This is a genomic window from Rhodococcus sp. JCM 9793 (genome assembly GCF_055380405.1).
Map to the genome: position 1 here is coordinate 159,958 of NZ_AP043721.1, position 16,708 is coordinate 176,665.

General features: G+C 62.8%; 12 protein-coding genes, 1 tRNA gene and 3 rRNA genes. 7 read left to right on the forward strand and 9 right to left on the reverse strand.

What is annotated here, in order from left to right; genetic code table 11:
• Positions 1–11 precede the first annotated feature (11 nt).
• Positions 12–1,502 (reverse strand): MFS transporter, encoded by a 1,491-nt coding sequence (locus tag ACZ46K_RS02875; RefSeq protein WP_464749219.1) that lies wholly within the window; start codon positions 1,500–1,502, stop codon positions 12–14.
• Between the two features lie 175 nt (positions 1,503–1,677).
• Here ACZ46K_RS02875 and ACZ46K_RS02880 point away from each other — a divergent pair, with 175 nt between their 5' ends.
• Both ACZ46K_RS02880 and ACZ46K_RS02885 read left to right on the forward strand, forming a co-directional pair.
• Complete coding sequence (locus ACZ46K_RS02880; RefSeq protein ID WP_464746573.1) at positions 1,678–2,217, forward strand: TetR family transcriptional regulator; 540 nt, start codon at positions 1,678–1,680, stop codon at positions 2,215–2,217.
• A gap of 84 nt (positions 2,218–2,301) precedes the next feature.
• A complete protein-coding gene (locus ACZ46K_RS02885) occupies positions 2,302–2,928 on the forward strand; it encodes a maleylpyruvate isomerase family mycothiol-dependent enzyme (RefSeq protein WP_054805741.1) in 627 nt (208 codons plus the stop codon).
• A 141-nt stretch (positions 2,929–3,069) separates the two neighbouring features.
• On the opposite strand, the gene ACZ46K_RS02890 is transcribed toward ACZ46K_RS02885, so the two are convergent.
• The 3 genes from ACZ46K_RS02890 to ACZ46K_RS02900 all read right to left on the reverse strand — a co-directional run bounded on the left by ACZ46K_RS02890 (position 3,070) and on the right by ACZ46K_RS02900 (position 4,220).
• A tRNA-Ser gene (locus ACZ46K_RS02890) sits at positions 3,070–3,160 on the reverse strand.
• A gap of 46 nt (positions 3,161–3,206) precedes the next feature.
• Entirely contained in the window at positions 3,207–3,683 is a 477-nt protein-coding gene (locus ACZ46K_RS02895) for a nucleoside deaminase (protein WP_464746575.1), read from the reverse strand.
• On the reverse strand, positions 3,684–4,220 hold the full coding sequence (locus ACZ46K_RS02900) for a tRNA adenosine deaminase-associated protein (RefSeq protein ID WP_054808013.1): 537 nt from the start codon (positions 4,218–4,220) through the stop codon (positions 3,684–3,686).
• Positions 4,221–4,268: 48 nt separating this feature from the next.
• Between ACZ46K_RS02900 and ACZ46K_RS02905 the strand changes: the two genes are divergently transcribed.
• Positions 4,269–5,228 (forward strand): prephenate dehydrogenase, encoded by a 960-nt coding sequence (locus ACZ46K_RS02905; protein ID WP_464749220.1) that lies wholly within the window; start codon positions 4,269–4,271, stop codon positions 5,226–5,228.
• Positions 5,219–6,562, forward strand: coding sequence for an amidase (locus tag ACZ46K_RS02910; protein ID WP_464746577.1), 1,344 nt, complete (start codon positions 5,219–5,221; stop codon positions 6,560–6,562). Before ACZ46K_RS02905 ends, ACZ46K_RS02910 begins: the two co-directional genes overlap by 10 nt.
• On the opposite strand, the gene ACZ46K_RS02915 is transcribed toward ACZ46K_RS02910, so the two are convergent.
• Positions 6,559–7,170 (reverse strand): putative glycolipid-binding domain-containing protein, encoded by a 612-nt coding sequence (locus ACZ46K_RS02915; RefSeq protein ID WP_464746579.1) that lies wholly within the window; start codon positions 7,168–7,170, stop codon positions 6,559–6,561. The genes ACZ46K_RS02910 and ACZ46K_RS02915 overlap by 4 nt on opposite strands.
• A gap of 280 nt (positions 7,171–7,450) precedes the next feature.
• Here ACZ46K_RS02915 and ACZ46K_RS02920 point away from each other — a divergent pair, with 280 nt between their 5' ends.
• Positions 7,451–8,635, forward strand: coding sequence for a hypothetical protein (locus ACZ46K_RS02920; RefSeq protein ID WP_054807726.1), 1,185 nt, complete (start codon positions 7,451–7,453; stop codon positions 8,633–8,635).
• 135 nt (positions 8,636–8,770) lie between these two features.
• Here the strand turns inward: ACZ46K_RS02920 and rrf are convergent.
• From rrf to ACZ46K_RS02940, 4 genes are all read right to left on the reverse strand, one after another.
• Positions 8,771–8,887 (reverse strand): 5S ribosomal RNA (rrf, locus tag ACZ46K_RS02925).
• A 68-nt stretch (positions 8,888–8,955) separates the two neighbouring features.
• A 23S ribosomal RNA gene (locus tag ACZ46K_RS02930) occupies positions 8,956–12,092 on the reverse strand.
• Positions 12,093–12,396: 304 nt separating this feature from the next.
• Positions 12,397–13,917: ribosomal RNA gene (locus ACZ46K_RS02935) — 16S ribosomal RNA — on the reverse strand.
• The 16S, 23S and 5S rRNA genes sit together here, the layout of an rRNA operon.
• A 470-nt stretch (positions 13,918–14,387) precedes the next feature.
• The gene (locus ACZ46K_RS02940) at positions 14,388–14,954 is read right to left on the reverse strand and encodes an AAA family ATPase (RefSeq protein WP_054719212.1); all 567 of its coding nucleotides are present in this window, start codon (positions 14,952–14,954) and stop codon (positions 14,388–14,390) included.
• Between the two features lie 154 nt (positions 14,955–15,108).
• Here ACZ46K_RS02940 and ACZ46K_RS02945 point away from each other — a divergent pair, with 154 nt between their 5' ends.
• Together ACZ46K_RS02945 and ACZ46K_RS02950 are read left to right on the forward strand one after the other, a co-directional pair.
• The gene (locus ACZ46K_RS02945; protein ID WP_464749221.1) at positions 15,109–16,254 is read left to right on the forward strand and encodes a DNA cytosine methyltransferase; all 1,146 of its coding nucleotides are present in this window, start codon (positions 15,109–15,111) and stop codon (positions 16,252–16,254) included.
• A 22-nt stretch (positions 16,255–16,276) separates the two neighbouring features.
• On the forward strand, positions 16,277–16,690 hold the full coding sequence (locus ACZ46K_RS02950; RefSeq protein ID WP_054805330.1) for a very short patch repair endonuclease: 414 nt from the start codon (positions 16,277–16,279) through the stop codon (positions 16,688–16,690).
• Positions 16,691–16,708 lie beyond the last annotated feature (18 nt).

A 16,708-nucleotide genomic window follows, 5' to 3' on the forward strand; every position in this document is an offset into this window, starting at 1 on the left:
GCAGCGACTCGTCAGGCACCGGACTTCTCCAGGACGGCCTCGACCGCGTCGGTCGAGGCCGGTCTCCGGGTGAGCATCCGCGCCGCCAGCAGCGCGGACACGACCATGAGCACCATCCCGATGCCCGACGTGATGGTCACGCCGCTGTCGAATGCGGCGCCTGCGGTCGTGAGCAAGACGTTCGCCTGCTCTGCGGGCAGGCTCGTCGCGACAGCGTGGGCGCCGCCCAAGGTTTCTCGAGCAGCAGCTGCGGCTTCCGGGTCGAGCCCGGTCGGAAGTTGCAGATTCGCACCGTACGACGCGGTGAGAATCGAGCCGAGCACCGCGGTACCGAGCACCGCACCCATCTCGTACGCAGTCTCCGACACCGCTGACGCCGCGCCCGCCTTCTCCGTCGGCACACTCGAGACGATCAGATCGTTCGACAATGTCTCGGCTGCCCCGATCCCCGCTCCGAGCACCGCGAACGCCACGATGATCGGCGTCACCGCAGTCGGCGATGCGAGCAGCAACACGAGCGCGTAGCCGAGAGCAGAGAGCAACAGCGCCGACACGATGATCGTCGACGGCCGTATCCACCGCACCAAAGTGACCACGGTCAGCCCCGACACCACCATCACGCCCAGCCCGGGGACCAGACTCAGCCCCGCCTGCATGGGGCTCTGCCCGATCACCAGTTGAAGGTGCTGAGAGACGAAGAAGAGAAAACCGACGAGTGAGAACACCGAGAGAAGGTTCACCGCGACCGCTCCGCTGAACGTGGGCACACGGAACAGGCGCACGTCGAGCATCGGATCCGGGCGGCGCAGTTGGCGGCGCACGAAAGACACGAGCGCCACGATCCCGACGCCGGCGGGAATCACCGTAGCGGCCACAGAGCCACCGTTGGCAAGGTTCTTGATCGCGAACACCAGCGGTGCCAACGCGAGCATCGACAGCGCAATGCTCACCACGTCGATGCGGCCGGGAGCAGGATCCTTGGATTCCGGAACGAAGATCGGGCCGAGGAAGAGCAGCGGGATCAACACCGGCACTGCGAGCAGGAACACCGAACCCCACCACGCGTGTTCGAGCAGGAAGCCACCGACGATGGGCCCGAGCGCAGCACCCGCCGCGAAGCACGACGCCCACAGCGCGATCGCGAGCCGGCGTTGCGCCGCGTCGAGGAAGATGTTCCGCAGCAGCGACAGTGTCGACGGCATCAGCATGGCCCCGAAGAAGCCCAGTGCCGCACGCGAGGCGATCAACGCTTCCGCCGACGGCGCGTACGCAGCGATCACCGACACGGCCGCGAATCCGGTCGCGCCGATCAGCAATAGTCGTCGTCGTCCGACCCGGTCGCCGAAGCTGCCCATCGAGACGAGCAGGCCCGCGAGGATCAACGGGTAGATGTCGATGATCCACAGCTGCTGCGCGCCACTCGGCTGCAGCGACGCGGAGATCTCGGGGAGCGCGAAGGCGAGCACGGTGTTGTCGATCGACACCAGCAGCACCGGCAGCATGAGGACCGCGAGGGCCACCCATTCGCGTGGGCCGGCCTTCGGAACGGCGGAGTTCGCATCCGAATTCGAGACAGGTGTGATCGACACGTTTATCGGGCTTTCGGGAAGGTTGGGATCGAACCCTCGTTACTGTACCAGCTGGACGGTAAAGTAACGAGGGCCGTATCATCGGCCCGTGCCACCCCCTCCCGCCGCCCGCGCCAAACTGCTCGACGCCTTCGTGACCATCCTGCTCGAGCAAGGAGAACGCGCCGCAACCCTCGACGCCGTCGCCGCCGCCGCCGGCGTATCGAAGGGCGGCCTGCTCTATCACTTCCCCTCGAAGGACGCTCTCGTCGAAAGCCTGGCCGAGCACGTCGAAGAACTCGCCGCGGCGGATGCCGACCTCATGCGGGATGCCCCCGAGGGACCGGCCGCGTACTACATCCGCACCTCCGTCTACGCGGGCACCCCGATCGACCGCGCCATCATCGCCACGACCCGCCTGAGCCAGAACGCGATCCCACGCGCACGCCTGGCACTCCAGAGAATTCATCGAGGCTGGATGGACGTTCTCGTCGATGAGATCAGCGACCCTGCCGTCGCACGCGCCGTCATGCTGATGGGCGACGGCCTCTACTACAACGCCGCGATGTCGGGCGAGACGAGCGATACACCGAGCGACGACGTCGACGAACTGCTCGAAGTCGTGCGGCGCCTGATCGACGAGCACTGATACGCGCCCACACGAGTAGCCACACATTGTTGTCGGCGGGGCGGGCGCCTTCTCCACTCGTGGTCGCCGTCGTACCCTACGAAGATGAGCGGGTCCGTGATGGCCATGGCCCACGACGAACGGGCCGACCTCGCCGATTTCCTGGAGACTCTGTCGCCGCAGCAGTGGCAGGAGCCGAGCCTCTGCCTGGGATGGACGGTGCGCGACGTAGTCGCCCACATGATCAGCTACGAGGAGCACAGCACTCCGGACCTGCTGAAACGGGTGGTCCGGACTCGGTTCCGGCCGTGGCACCTCAACGAAGTTGCGCTCGCCGACTACGCCCACCTCGAACCTGCCGCACTGCTCGAGTTCCTGCGTGCCCACCTCGATCCGTGTGGCGCCACCGCACGATTCGGCGGGCGCGTCGGACTCGTCGACGCTCTGATCCACCACCAGGACATCCGTCGTCCCCTCGGTTTCCTACGCACGGCCCCACCTGAGCGCCTTCGCTACGCGCTGCCCTTCGCCGTGACGGCTCCCCCACTGCGTGGGTTCTGGAAGGCGCGAGGTGTGCGGCTCATCGCGACCGACCTCGACTGGACCTACGGTCGAGGCCCCGAGGCACGAGGCCTGGGAGAAGCCGTGCTGATGACCATGGCCGGACGGCGAGGGGTCGCGCAGGAACTGTCGGGTCCGGGTGCCGCGATCCTCAGCGAGAGACTGGGGTGAAGGCCGACGGGCGCAGCAATGCATCCTGAACGGACAGCCGCGTTGTCAGCAGCGAGCAGCTACCGTTTTCATTCGCGTATACCCCCGGCAGGCATCACAGACGAATGACGCCCCCGAACCGAAGTTCGAGGGCGTCGCTCTTGGCGGTGGCGGTGGGATTTGAACCCACGGACGGGGGTTACCCGTCACACGCTTTCGAGGCGTGCTCCTTAGGCCGCTCGGACACGCCACCGCTAGAAGACTTTACCGGATCGGGTCTCTGTGTCGAAATCGCCTGGTCACGACCCGGATGAAGGCGTTCGCTGGTCACGGAAGAACTCTTCGAGCAACGCCGCACACTCTGCTTCCAGCACCCCGCCGCGAACCTGGGGGCGATGAGTGAGCCGACGGTCGCGCACGACGTCCCACAGAGACCCCACAGCACCGGTCTTGGGCTCCCACGCACCGAACACCACCTGCGAGACCCGGGCGAGCACGAGCGCCCCCGCACACATCGTGCACGGCTCCAGCGTGACCGCGAGGGTCGTGCCCTCGAGTCGCCACCCGTCCCCGTACACCTGCGCGGCAGCGCGCAGGGCCAGGACCTCGGCGTGAGCAGTCGGGTCGCCGGTCGCCTCACGTGAGTTGGCGGCACGAGCGAGCTCGGTGCCGTCCGGCGCGAACACGACCGCACCTACCGGGACGTCCCCGGCAGGTGCGGCGGCCGCTGCGTCCAACGCGACCCGGATCAGCTTTTCGTCGTCGCGCAGACCCATCTAGTTCATCTTGTCGAGCGTCGAGCTCAACACGTCGTCGAATCCGAGTCTCTGCGCGATCTCGTCGAGCTGCTCGTCCGGATACAGGTCCGTCTCCGACAAGATCACGGCGAGCACCGGCTCCGGCAATCCCATGTCGGCGAGGATCGCGAGGTCTCCTTCTTCCCAGGGCTCCACGTCGTCGAGCTCATCTGGATCGATGTCCGGGATTTCGACGTTCAGTGCATCGAGCACGTCGGCCGCGACGTCGTAATCCACCGCCATCGACGCGTCCGACAACAACAGTTGAGTGCCTGCCGGAGCAGGGCGGACGATGATGAAGAACTCGTCGTCCACATTGAGCAGACCGAACACTGCTCCGGAACTCCGGAGCTCCCGCAATTCCGTCACGGCAGCGTCGAGGCTCGTCAATGCCGATGCCGACAGTGCACGGCACTTCCAGCGTCCGTCCTCGCGCGTCACTGCAACGGCAAAACCTTCGAAGTCCTCTGTCGAACTCACCGCGGGGCTCTTGTCCCCGACACGCTGTGCAGCCATGCGCGCAACGGTAGTCGGCCCGGTCCCACGAATGAAGCCCACCGGTGAATATGCCAATCTGGAGCGGTGTCCACACCTGCTGCCGCGCCCCCCATCTGTGTTCTCGGTCTCGGCCTGATCGGCGGATCCGTCCTCCGGGCCGCGACAGCGACGGGTCGTCGAGCCTGGGGATACAACCGCTCCGCGCACGCGGTGGAGTCCGCCGTCGCAGACGGGTTCGACGCATCCACCGACCTGGCAGCCACACTGGCGCGTGCGGAAGAAGCTCGAGCCCTGGTGGTGCTCGCCGTGCCGGTGCCCGCCGTCGACTCGATTCTGGCGGCGATCACCGAGCACGCACCGAACGTGGCCCTCACCGATGTTGTGAGCGTGAAAGGTCAGATCGCCGACACGGTCGCAGCACGCGGCCTGTCGGCACGCTTCGTCGGCGGACATCCGATGGCCGGGACCGCCGAGTCCGGCTGGGATGCCGGATCCGCAGACCTCTTCCGCGACGCCGTGTGGGTCGTCACCGTCGACGACGGCACCGACCCCGACGTGTGGCAGCAGGTCGCCGGGCTCGCCCTCGACTGCGGTTCGGTCGTCGTCCCCGCAGAGTCCCGCGAACACGATGCCGCGGTCGCGCGGATCTCCCATCTGCCGCACATCCTCGCCGAAGCCCTCGCGCTCTCGGGGGCCGGCGGCGGCGATCTGGCGCTCGGACTCGCCGCCGGTTCATTCCGCGACGGCACGCGTGTCGCGGCAACCGCGCCCGGCCTCGTCGACGCGATGTGCGAGGGCAACGCGACCGCGCTACTCGATGCCCTCGACGAGACCCTCGACGTCCTGCGTGCGGCACGTGAGCAACTCGCGGACGGCAGCACCGGCGAGCTCACGCGCAGCGGCCACGACGCCCGCACCCGCTACGAACAGCGTCGACGCCATCCGATCACCGGCATTGTCCCCGGCGACGACAATTGGATCGAACGACTCAGGGATGCCGGAAGGCAAGGAGGTGTGTGGACGTGACGAACCTTCGCGACACCGCAGCCGCTCTCACCACCGGAAAGCTCACCGCGACCGCCCACGTCCGCCAGGTCCTCGCAGATCTCGATGCGCTCGACGGCACGCCCTGGTCCAACATCGTGGCTGCCCGCGACGACGCTACGGCCCTCGAGGCCGCAGCGCGCGCCGACGCCGAGATCGCCGCCGGCAATTGGATCGGTCCCCTGCACGGCGTCGCAATCGCGGTCAAGGACAACATCGACGTCGCGGGCCTACCCACCCGCTGCGGAAGCAACGTGTTCGCCGACGCACCCGCCGCCGACCGGGACGCCCGCATCGTCGAGAAACTACGTGAAGCCGGCGGAATCATCGTCGCGAAGACGCACCTGCACGAGTTCGCGTACGGACCGACAGGCCTCGTCAACGCCTCGGGCCCTGCCGCTCACCCGCACGATCCCACTCTCATCAGCGGCGGCTCGTCGTCCGGTTCCGCGGTGCTCGTCGCGAAGGGCATCGTGCCGGTCGCGGTGGGCACCGACACGGGCTGCAGCATCCGCACACCCGCAGCGTTGTGCGGCATCGCCGGATTCAAGCCGAGCAGCGGAGCACTGCCCGTCGACGGCGTCTTCCCGCTGTCCACGACCTTCGATCACATCGGCCTGCTCACCACCGACAGCCTCGACGCGGCACTCGCCTGGGGTGCGGTGCCCGGGGTCGCGCATCTGCGTTCCCCGGTGCAAGGACTGAGGATCGGCCGGCTCCGCGGCGGGATCTGGGACCTCACCGGCACAGAGTTCGACGCTGCAGCAGACCTCGCCTGCCGAACCCTCACAGATCTCGGTGCCGAGGTAGTCGATGTCGTACTGCCCGAAACCGACGATCTGCTCGGCGTGTATCCGATCATCACCGGATCCGAAGCGTACGAGACGCACCGCGACAGGTTCGAGGCCGACCCTGCTCGCTACCAGCCGCCCACTGCGGCGCTCCTGGAGGCACAGCGGGATCGCCCCGCCCACGAGTACCTCCGGGCGCTACGGGCCGCTCAGAAGCTCCGACACCACGTCCTCGAGCGGTGGCGACGCACCGAGAACCTCGACGCACTGTTCACCGCCACCACGAGCATCCGATCCGCGCCCCTCGGCAGCGACCCGGCCGACCTGCGAGCGCCCCTACTGCAACTGTGCATCCCGTTCAGTGTGCTCGGCGTACCTGCGATCTCGGTGCCCGCACCCGGTGACGTCGGCATCGGGCTTCAGATCGTCGGACTCACCGCCGGTACCGGGGGTCACGGAAGCCACCCGGCAGAGTCTGCGGCACTCGCGGTCGCGCTGGCAGTGGAAGGTGTCGGCGACAACTAGATGCGTTCGGCCAACCCACGGTAGGTGACGACGAATCCGTCTTCGTCGACCGTCACGGAGGACGACGACACCGGCGACAGAACATGGATCCCGTCGGCTGCGCTGCTGTACGTCACCAGAGCTTCCTGCACCGTGAGGTCCAGCAGGCTGACGTAGACGACAGGAACCTCGAGTTCGTCGGCACCTTCCTGCAAACGGTAGCGCCGGATCGGCAGCGCATTGAAGAACGGACTGAGGATCACGTCGACATCGAGCGCCCCACCGAAAGATGCTCGCTGGTGGTGGGTTCCGCTGTCGACCATCCAGATGCCCTCGCCGGAACGGCTGATCGACATGTGTCGCTCGCCGGCCGCCATGGTGGTGCGCACCGACAGCCGGCGCGTGACTCCGTCCTCGTCGGTCACGAGGTCGTAGGAGGCGCTGAACGCCGGATGCTCGGAACATTCGGCTCCGACGATACGACCTGTCGCCTTGATGCGCTGGCCGCTCAACTGCACGCGTACCGATTCCATCCTGGGCGCGTCCAGCGACCGCCAGGTCAGGAGCGCGGGCCAGTTGGACGCTGGGGTTGCCGCGGGACGAACGGCATCAGAGTCAGGGCTGCTCACGATCTATACCGTATGCGACAAGTCACGGCCGAGGGGCATCGGTGCCGGTATTGGAGACCCTCCGGTACGGAGACGTCTCACAGCGCCGTACCGATTTTCATGAGCAGGACGACCTGCACCACTTCTACCTGCATCGATACCTCTTCTATTCCGATCGGTCCACCCACCGAATCCCGACGTCGTCCGTACGGATGCTGATCGTGTAACGAAGATCGAAAACTGTACGACGCCGCCGCCTCGGAATCGGTTCCTTCGCCCTATATTGGCCTAGAGTCGCTTCATGCGCACCGTGTGGACAGTTCCTCTGAACATCGCCCAGTCATTGCTGGAATCTCCGGAGATACAGATGTTCCTGACCAGCAATGAGCTGCCGGACACCGCTGACGATCCGCGGCAGAGACTCTCCGAATTCACGCTCGCGCTGAGCGCACTGGCACGCAACAGCGGACGCACGTTCGGCTCGGTCGACGCCGCGAACCGCGAACTGTTCGGGGGCTCTGCAGGTGCAGTTCCCGTATCTCTCCGCCTGACTGTTCTACGCGCCATCGTCACCAAGGTCGACGACAGGACACCGACACCCGGACCTCTCCAGAAGAACGTGATCGACCAACTCGGTGCATATGTCTACGCGATCGTCGACTCCCGCGACCGCAGCATCGTCTACGTCGGAACCGGTCGTGCCAATCGCATCTTCACACTCACCTGGACTGCGCTCGGTGAAACCCACAAGCTCGAAGAGTCGAAGGAGAAGGCACCGGTCGCGACGCCCGAGACCGAGGCGGCACTCCGTCGAATAAAGGCGGTATACGACTCCGGCTACTCCGTCGAGCACTTCATCATCGCCGACGCACTGCGCCCCGCAGCCGATCCCGAACACACAGCCGGCGAGGTCGCGCAAGCAGTCATCAGCTCGCTCGGTCTACTCGAACCACATCGCGGCGAACCGGTACTGACGAACCTGGCCGGAACCAATGAGGAGTCGGAAGCCGACCGCACGGCAATCCCGATCTCGGAGATCGTTCGCCAGTACTCGGCGCAGGCGGCGCCCGAACCGCCCACGCCGTGCGTGGTTCTGCGTATCAACGAAGCGAAGAAGGCCTCGACGGAGGCTGTGCGCGAACTCGCATCGCGCCCCTGGCCGGCCGGAACCGCAGCCCGAGGAATCGACGGACTGCCGATCATCGTCGTCGCCGACAACATCGTGCGCGGCGTGTATCGCGCCACAGGATGGGAAGCGGGTGCCCGCACCGAAGAGAACGGCGGCACAATTCTCTACCGATTCCGCGGAGAAGCCGACCCCGAGCTCGAAAAGGCCTTCGTCAACACGCGTCTGACGCCCGATCGTCTGGGTCTCAAACGCTGGCCGACGAGTGGTTGGGCACCGCGACTCACTCGTGCACTCCCGAAGCCCGGTGGCCATCCGATTTCGAAGCCGGCACAGCGACCGAAAACGTCCCGGTCGTAAATCAGAATCGATAAAAGAAATGGGGGCGGGGCCGGGACAATTCCCGACCCCACCCCCATCGCATTACCCGAAACTACAAACCGATAGAAAACACGAAAGGGGACCCATACAAGTGGGTCCCCTTTCGGAACGGGTGTTCGGCGGCGACCTACTCTCCCACACCCTGACGAGTGCAGTACCATCGGCGCAGACAGGCTTAGCTTCCGGGTTCGAAATGGGACCGGGCGTTTCCCTATCGCTATAACCACCGTAACTCTATGAAACTATCCCGACGAAACGGGTGCTGTTTCAGAAACCGCACAGTGGACGCGTAGCACCTTCATGGTAAGTCCTCGGCCTATTAGTACCAGTCACCTCCACACATTACTGTGCTTCCAGATCCGGCCTATCAACCCGGTGGTCTGCCGGGGGCCTTACCCCCACAAAGGGGGTGAGAAACCTCATCTTGGAACAGGCTTCCCGCTTAGATGCTTTCAGCGGTTATCCCTTCCGAACGTAGCCAACCAGCCATGCCCCTGGCGGGACAACTGGCACACCAGAGGTTCGTCCGTCCCGGTCCTCTCGTACTAGGGACAGCCTTCCTCAAGTTTCTTACGCGCGCGGCGGATAGAGACCGAACTGTCTCACGACGTTCTAAACCCAGCTCGCGTGCCGCTTTAATGGGCGAACAGCCCAACCCTTGGGACCTACTCCAGCCCCAGGATGCGACGAGCCGACATCGAGGTGCCAAACCATCCCGTCGATATGGACTCTTGGGGAAGATCAGCCTGTTATCCCCGGGGTACCTTTTATCCGTTGAGCGACACCGCTTCCACATGCCGGTGCCGGATCACTAGTCCCGACTTTCGTCCCTGCTCGACCTGTCAGTCTCACAGTCAAGCTCCCTTGTGCACTTACACTCAACACCTGATTGCCAACCAGGCTGAGGGAACCTTTGGGCGCCTCCGTTACATTTTAGGAGGCAACCGCCCCAGTTAAACTACCCACCAGGCACTGTCCCTGAACCCGATCAGGGTCCGAGGTTAGACATCCAATACGATCAGAGTGGTATTTCAACAACGACTCCACAAACACTGGCGTGCCCGCTTCACAGTCTCCCACCTATCCTACACAAACCGAACCGAACACCAATACCAAGCTATAGTGAAGGTCCCGGGGTCTTTTCGTCCTGCCGCGCGTAACGAGCATCTTTACTCGTAATGCAATTTCGCCGAGTCTGTGGTCGAGACAGCAGAGAAGTCGTTACGCCATTCGTGCAGGTCGGAACTTACCCGACAAGGAATTTCGCTACCTTAGGATGGTTATAGTTACCACCGCCGTTTACTGGGGCTTAAATTCTCAGCTTCGCCACACAAGTGCAGCTAACCGGTCCTCTTAACCTTCCAGCACCGGGCAGGCGTCAGTCCGTATACATCGTCTTACGACTTCGCACGGACCTGTGTTTTTAGTAAACAGTCGCTTCTCTCTGGTCTCTGCGACCCCACCCAGCTCAGAGTGCAAGACTCATCACCAGACAAGGTCCCCCTTCTCCCGAAGTTACGGGGGCATTTTGCCGAGTTCCTTAACCACAGTTATCTCGATCGCCTTAGTATTCTCTACCTGACCACCTGTGTCGGTTTGGGGTACGGGCCATGTGAAAGCTCGCTAGAGGCTTTTCTCGGCAGCATAGGATCACTGAATTCACCACAACGGCTACGCATCACCTCTCAGGCTTCACAAGTGGCGGATTTGCCTACCACTCGCCCTACAGGCTTACACCGGCTACTCCACCAGCCGGCCCAGCTACCTTCCTGCGTCACCCCATCGCTTGACTACTACCACCGAAGGTCCCATGCATCCACAACCCCATCCCCCGAAGGGAACAGACCTGCTTCAGGACAGTTAGTACCGGTGATTCATCATGGGCGCGTTCACACGGGTACGGGAATATCAACCCGTTGTCCATCGACTACGCCTGTCGGCCTCGCCTTAGGTCCCGACTCACCCTGGGCGGATTAACCTGGCCCAGGAACCCTTGGTCATTCGGCGGACGAGTTTCTCACTCGTCTTTCGCTACTCATGCCTGCATTCTCACTCGCGTGGCCTCCACAACTAGTTCACACTGCTGCTTCCACGGCCACACGACGCTCCCCTACCCATCCACACCACTGCACACCATCCCGCAGGACAATGCGTGTGTTATGCGAATGCCGCGGCTTCGGCGGTGTACTTGAGCCCCGCTACATTGTCGGCGCAGGACCACTTGACCAGTGAGCTATTACGCACTCTTTCAAGGGTGGCTGCTTCTAAGCCAACCTCCTGGTTGTCTCAGCGATCCCACATCCTTTTCCACTTAGTACACGCTTAGGGGCCTTAGCCGGCGATCTGGGCTGTTTCCCTCTCGACTACGAAGCTTATCCCCCGCAGTCTCACTGCCGCGCTCTCACACCCTGGCATTCGGAGTTTGGCTGACGTCAGTAACCTTGTAGGGCCCATCGGCCATCCAGTAGCTCTACCTCCAGAGTGAAACACGCGACGCTGCACCTAAATGCATTTCGGGGAGAACCAGCTATCACGGAGTTTGATTGGCCTTTCACCCCTACCCACAACTCATCCCCTCAGTTTTCAACCTAAGTGGGTTCGGGCCTCCACGACGTCTTACCGTCGCTTCACCCTGGCCATGGGTAGATCACTCCGCTTCGGGTCTAGAACATGCCACTGCAACGCCCTATTCGGACTCGCTTTCGCTACGGCTACCCCACACGGGTTAACCTCGCGACATGCCGCTAACTCGCAGGCTCATTCTTCAAAAGGCACGCCATCACCACCAGCAGACCAAACTGCTCGACGGCTTTGACGGATTGTAAGCGCACGGTTTCAGGTACTATTTCACTCCCCTCCCGGGGTACTTTTCATCTTTCCCTCACGGTACTTGTCCGCTATCGGTCACCAGGGAGTATTCAGGCTTATCGGGTGGTCCCGACAGATTCACACCGGATTTCACGGGCCCGGTGCTACTTGGGTATTCACATCAACAGTCACCATGTTTTCGTCTACGGGACTCTCACCCTCTACGACAGGCCGTTCCAGACCACTTCGACTAACACGATGATTTCTTACTGTTGGCCGGCTCAGCAGCGCCGACACAATGAACCCCACAACCCCACAAGTGCAACCCCTGCCAGGTATCACACACCCATGGTTTAGCCTCTTCCGCGTTCGCTCGCCACTACTGACGGAATCACATGTTGTTTTCTCTTCCTGTGGGTACTGAGATGTTTCACTTCCCCACGTTCCCTCCACACCGGCTATATATTCACCGGCGGGTAACACGACATCACTCGTGCTGGGTTTCCCCATTCGGAAATCCTCGGATCACAGCTCGGTTGACAGCTCCCCGAGGCATATCGCAGCCTCCCACGTCCTTCATCGGCTCCTGGTGCCAAGACATCCACCGTACGCTCATAAACACTTACAACAAAGATGCTCGCGTCCACTGTGCAGTTCTCAAACAACACACAACAACCCCTACCGGAACCCGCCCACAAGCGAAGAACTTTCGTAGATCATCGTCGCTGATCAAACACGAACAACGTGTTCTCTCAGGACCCAACAGCGCACCGATATAACCACCACGAAACAAGACTGAGCCCGCTTCTACTGCAGTGATACTTGTCAGCGTTCCACCCATGAGCACCACCGGATTACATATGAATCCGAAATGGCTCTGCCTGCTCCCCCGACACCAACGTGTCGATCCGAGACAGGAAGTTGCTCCTTAGAAAGGAGGTGATCCAGCCGCACCTTCCGGTACGGCTACCTTGTTACGACTTCGTCCCAATCGCCGATCCCACCTTCGACGGCTCCCTCCACAAGGGTTAGGCCACCGGCTTCGGGTGTTACCGACTTTCATGACGTGACGGGCGGTGTGTACAAGGCCCGGGAACGTATTCACCGCAGCGTTGCTGATCTGCGATTACTAGCGACTCCGACTTCACGGGGTCGAGTTGCAGACCCCGATCCGAACTGAGACCGGCTTTAAGGGATTCGCTCCACCTCACGGTATCGCAGCCCTCTGTACCGACCATTGTAGCATGTGTGAAGCCCTGGACATAAGGGGCATGATGACTTGACGTCGTCCCCACCTTCCTCCGAGTTGACCCCGGCAGTCTCTTACGAGTCCCCACCATTACGTGCTGGCAACATAAGACAAGGGTTGCGCTCGTTGCGGGACTTAACCCAACATCTCACGACACGAGCTGACGACAGCCATGCACCACCTGTATACCGACCACAAGGGAAACCACATCTCTGCAGTCGTCCGGTATATGTCAAACCCAGGTAAGGTTCTTCGCGTTGCATCGAATTAATCCACATGCTCCGCCGCTTGTGCGGGCCCCCGTCAATTCCTTTGAGTTTTAGCCTTGCGGCCGTACTCCCCAGGCGGGGCGCTTAATGCGTTAGCTACGGCACGGATCCCGTGGAAGGAAACCCACACCTAGCGCCCACCGTTTACGGCGTGGACTACCAGGGTATCTAATCCTGTTCGCTACCCACGCTTTCGTTCCTCAGCGTCAGTTACTGCCCAGAGACCCGCCTTCGCCACCGGTGTTCCTCCTGATATCTGCGCATTTCACCGCTACACCAGGAATTCCAGTCTCCCCTGCAGTACTCAAGTTTGCCCGTATCGCCTGCAAGCCCGCAGTTGAGCTGCGGGATTTCACACACGACGCGACAAACCGCCTACGAACTCTTTACGCCCAGTAATTCCGGACAACGCTCGCACCCTACGTATTACCGCGGCTGCTGGCACGTAGTTAGCCGGTGCTTCTTCTGCAGGTACAGTCACTTGCGCTTCGTCCCTGCTGAAAGAGGTTTACAACCCGAAGGCCTTCATCCCTCACGCGGCGTCGCTGCATCAGGCTTTCGCCCATTGTGCAATATTCCCCACTGCTGCCTCCCGTAGGAGTCTGGGCCGTGTCTCAGTCCCAGTGTGGCCGGTCGCCCTCTCAGGCCGGCTACCCGTCGTCGCCTTGGTAGGCCATTACCCCACCAACAAGCTGATAGGCCGCGGGCTCATCCTGCACCAGTAAACCTTTCCACCACAGGACATGCATCCCGTGGTCGTATCCGGTATTAGACCCAGTTTCCCGGGCTTATCCCGAAGTGCAGGGCAGATCACCCACGTGTTACTCACCCGTTCGCCACTAATCCACCCAGCAAGCTGGGCATCATCGTTCGACTTGCATGTGTTAAGCACGCCGCCAGCGTTCGTCCTGAGCCAGGATCAAACTCTCCGTAAAAGACTCTTGATTTCACTCCGAAGAGCTAATCGGTCATAGACAAAAGAGCCAAATCACTAGCATTCAAACTCAAACTAGCAAAACACTGACCACCACAGACGGAAGAATGTGATGATCAGCAATCGACCACCGACAAAATCGGTTGGTCGCACCAAATAATATTGGCACTGACATTCATCGGCACACTGTTGAGTTCTCAAAGAACACGCACACATCATCACTCACCGGATACTCCCGGCCCGTTCTGAGGCAACTGTTCCAGCCTAGTTCGTTTCACTCACGGACGCAAATCCGTGTGGCTTCCGGAACCAGGGGCGGTGCGAAACCTTACCAGAAGGTGTCGTACCAGTGAAATTCAGGCGTCTTCGTCCAACCTCGTTGTCCCTGACCTTGCGGTCCGGGTCGGTGTCCGTGTCGCTCTGACTTGGAATAAGTTACGCGACGGTTCGCGGGAACACCAAATCGCCAGGTCAAAGGAATTTTCTTCCGGAAGCGCGGCCGTCATCGGCACCGAATCGGCCGATGGAGGACCGCAGGTCGTCGTAGATGCGGCCCACCACCGCTTCCACAGACCAGGACACGTCGAACACGGTCTCCGCGACGAAAGGCAGCGGCTGGTGCCCTCGAAACCAGGTGCGCATGTCTGTGGGGCCGAACTCGGCCGCCTCCGGACGCGTGGCATGCCGGTCGAGGGTCTGCGCGAACGACAGGTCGAAGGCATAGAAGAAGGGGCGGTCGGTCGACGTCATGAGTCGCTCGAGCATCTCGCCGTACCGGTCGGTGTCGAGAATCCCCTCGATGATGGTCAGCCGCCCTCTCTTCATGCATTCCATCGCGATCATCTCGATGAGGTCGATGTTGAAACCTCCCGGCTCATCGCGCTCACGCAGAATTGTGCGACGAACGTTGTCTTGGGCGACGACCGCGCACTCCGCCTTACCGAAGCGGTGTCGCAGCGCCTTGGTCACCGTGCTCTTACCCGACCCCGAAGCACCACGGATCACCACGAGTGGGGGTTCGGCGCGTTGTGCAACCACGGAATCACCGTAAGCGAATGATCTGAGCGTCGGGGGGGGACTTCATCGCTGTACGACACCGTGTTCATGCGTCGGCTCACGGATCACCACAACTCTCGAGTAACGTTCTCGGTTGAGCCGATCGAGGAAGGGTGCCGTGACGTCGACGGGGAACATGGTCGGGTTGTTCGCCGGAATCGGCGGCCTCGAACTGGGGCTGACGGAGCACGGTTGGAACACCCAGCTTCTGTGCGAGGTGGACCCCGGAGCTCAAGCCGTCCTCGGCAGCCGGTTCCCCGACATTCCTCTACATCCTGATGTGACACGACTGCGCTCCCTCCCCCAGAACACTGACCTGGTCGCGGCCGGCTTCCCCTGCCAGGACCTGTCCCAGGCCGGACGGACAGCGGGCATCACCGGATCGAAGTCGAGCCTCGTCGACGAGGTCTTCCGCCTCGTGAAGAGGAAGAACGGTCCCCGCTGGCTGGTCATCGAGAACGTGCCCTTCATGCTGCAGCTCGGGCGGGGCGCTGCGATGCGACACATCACGGACGCGTTGGGTGACCTCGGCTACGCGTGGGCTTACCGGGTAGTCGATGCTCGCGCCTTCGGTCTCCCCCAGCGTCGCCAGCGGGTACTGATGGTTGCCTCCCGCACCGACGACCCCCGCACTGTGCTGTTCGGCGAGGACGCCGGCATGCCCGTCGAAGGAAACCCCGACCTTTATCCATGCGGTTTCTACTGGACCGAGGGTGTTCGGGGCCTGGGGTGGGCGGTCAATGCAGTCCCCACGTTGAAGGGCGGCTCCACCCTGGGCATCGCGAGTCCTCCGGCGGTGCGGTTGCCGTCGGGAGAGATCGTCACCCCCGGGCTGATCGACTCCGAACGACTCCAGGGCTTCGATCCGGACTGGACGGCACCGGCGGTCCAGGCTGTCGGCGTCCGGCCCGGGCATCGGTGGCGGCTCGTCGGCAACGCAGTGAGCGTGCGGATGGCGTCGTGGGTGGGTCATCGGCTCAGCCATCAGATCGAGTACTCCGCCGATCACGAGACGCCCCTGGCACCGGGCGATAGCTGGCCGAGCGCCGCATGGGGTGTGCAGGGTAGGACGTTCCGCGTCCACGAATCACTGTGGCCGGTGAACGCTCCGTACGAGGACCTGGGCGGATTCCTCGAAGAGTCGCGGTTGCTGTCGGCCAGGGCCACCGCCGGGTTTCTGCGCCGCGCGCGCTCCGGCAAGCTGCGCTTTCCTCCCGGGTTCCTCGACGACGTGGAGAACCACCTCGACCGCATGGGCGGGTTCCCGACCGTCGCGGCATAGAGACCGAGCGCAGGGAGTCAGTATGGCGTCGTCCGACCGGCCGGCCACCGATCCGCGCACGCGTGCACGGATGAGTCGACAGCGTCGGCGCGACACGGCCCCCGAAATGGCCCTGCGTCGGGAACTGCACCGCCGAGGGCTGCGGTTCTTCGTCGATCGCGCTCCGATTGCAGGCATGCGACGACGCGCCGACCTCGTCTTCCCCCGGCGACACGTTGCGGTCTACGTGGACGGGTGCTTCTGGCATCGGTGTCCTCTGCACGCGACCGCGCCGAAGAACAACGCGGAGTGGTGGGACGCGAAGCTGACGGCGAATGTTCGCCGCGACCGCGACACGGACGCACGACTGACCGACGCGGGATGGATCGTCGTGCGGGTGTGGGAACACGAGGACGCGACGACGGCGGCCGACCGCGTCCAGCGCTTCCTCGAGTGAGGACGCGCCGTCGCGGCC

Excerpts from the sequence above, each read along its gene's own strand:
- ACZ46K_RS02900 (WP_054808013.1), bottom strand. The coding sequence starts at position 4,220 with ATGGCTGCACAGCGTGTCGGGGACAAGAGCCCCGCGGTGAGTTCGACA.
- ACZ46K_RS02945 (WP_464749221.1), top strand. The coding sequence starts at position 15,109 with ATGGTCGGGTTGTTCGCCGGAATCGGCGGCCTCGAACTGGGGCTGACG.
- ACZ46K_RS02920 (WP_054807726.1), top strand. The coding sequence starts at position 7,451 with ATGCGCACCGTGTGGACAGTTCCTCTGAACATCGCCCAGTCATTGCTG.
- ACZ46K_RS02875 (WP_464749219.1), bottom strand. The coding sequence starts at position 1,502 with ATGCTGCCGGTGCTGCTGGTGTCGATCGACAACACCGTGCTCGCCTTC.
- ACZ46K_RS02885 (WP_054805741.1), top strand. The coding sequence starts at position 2,302 with ATGAGCGGGTCCGTGATGGCCATGGCCCACGACGAACGGGCCGACCTC.
- ACZ46K_RS02895 (WP_464746575.1), bottom strand. The coding sequence starts at position 3,683 with ATGGGTCTGCGCGACGACGAAAAGCTGATCCGGGTCGCGTTGGACGCA.
- ACZ46K_RS02950 (WP_054805330.1), top strand. The coding sequence starts at position 16,277 with ATGGCGTCGTCCGACCGGCCGGCCACCGATCCGCGCACGCGTGCACGG.